At 49.2% G+C, this 1,603-nt stretch carries 1 protein-coding gene; it reads right to left on the reverse strand.

The window, feature by feature from the left end; translation table 11 throughout:
• The coding region (locus tag GZ78_RS29755) for a beta strand repeat-containing protein (protein ID WP_034843223.1) at window positions 1-1,603 on the reverse strand (1,603 nt) is incomplete at both ends.

Here is a 1,603-nt window from a genome sequence, read left to right on the forward strand (position 1 = left end):
TGATTCTGGTACTGTTCACCAAAGTGATGCCAGCGTCTACAGAATTAGCTTTGGATGTTTCACCCTGCCCTGTCGCTTGCAGCGTCCAGTTAGAATCCAGACCATCGGTGATACCACCTTCCGTGGTAACCTGGTCCACTTCATTCAGGGTAAAACCGTTACCGGTCAGTTGATTCGCAGCCGCCAGTGTCCAGTCACGGTTGCTGCTGTCGATGACCAATTCACTGTAGTCAGCTGAGCCGTTAAACACACGGCTGCCAATAAAGTCGATACCCGCCAGGAAAATACTGTCGCCATCAACAGTGACTTGCTGATCGTCAGCGTTAATATTATTGGTCACTTCACCCGTAGTGTTGACTTCATTGATATTACTGAAACTGTAGGTAGTGTTGTTAGCCGTATAATCACCGGTCACCGACCAGTTGCTGACCTGGGTATCGTTGACACTGTCGTAAGCACTGGAGCCCACGTAAGTGTTAATACCCTTAAATTGAATATCACCGGCTAACAGGTGATCACTGTTAATCGTGACTTCCTGAGTTCCCATACTACTGGTTACGGTACTGTCGGTACTGGTCAGGCCTCCGACTTTGCTCAGGTAATAGTTACCATCATTGGCGGTATTCAGAGCAGTCAATGACCAGTCATTTTTGTTGTTATCAACCACCGTGTCATCGTTGGCATCCCTACCGGTGTAAGCCGTACTGCCCATAAAGGCGATGCCGGCTACCGAGATGTTATTGCTGTTAAGATTGACCGTCTGAGTTTCGCCACTGTCATTGGTAATGCCACCGACTGTGGTGATTTGACCAGTGCCATCAATGGTCAGGGCATTGTCACTGGAGAACGCAACATTATCACCCTGCACCGCCCAGCCTTTGTTGGTGGTATCCGTAATATTGCCTTGAGTCGTCAGACTCTTTGTACCCGAAACGGTAATGCCCTGAGTACTGGAAGAGATCAGGTTCTTACCATCCACCGACCAGGCGGTATTGTCTTTGTCGGTAATATCGCCGGCAGTGTTGAGACGGCGGGTACCGGAAATGGTCAGCTCTTGATCCGCAGAAGAGATCAGGTTCTTACCATCCACCGACCAGGCAGTACTACCTTCATCAGTAATGTCACCACTGGCATTAAGCTGATCAACATTACTCAACGTCCGGCTGTCATCGGTTAAGGCTTTAACGCCGGTGACTTTCCAGTCAGCACCGGTAGTATCTTCAACCGTATCCGTCTGAGTAGTAGAACCAATGTATGTCTTGCTGCCATCAAAGGTGATTTCAGCCACCTTCAGACTGCTGGCATTAAGCTCGACAGTCTGATCTGAAGTGGATGTATTGGTTACAGACCCGGCAGTTACAATACGACCAGTGCCGTCAATCACTACGTTGTAGTTAGTTGAACTGGCTATCTTGTTGCCAGACACCGACCAGTTACCGTCGTTTTTATCGGTAATATCACCGCTAGTATTCAGCTGGTCGACATGGCTCAGGTTATGCGTGCCGTTACTGAGCGCTTGATTACCCGTCAGATCCCAGGCGCTAACGGTATTATCCGTCACGGTATCGATGGTAGAAGCCCCACCAATGTAAGTCTTGCTGCC

It is taken from the genome of Endozoicomonas numazuensis (assembly GCF_000722635.1).
In the GTDB taxonomy this organism is placed as follows: domain Bacteria; phylum Pseudomonadota; class Gammaproteobacteria; order Pseudomonadales; family Endozoicomonadaceae; genus Endozoicomonas_A; species Endozoicomonas_A numazuensis.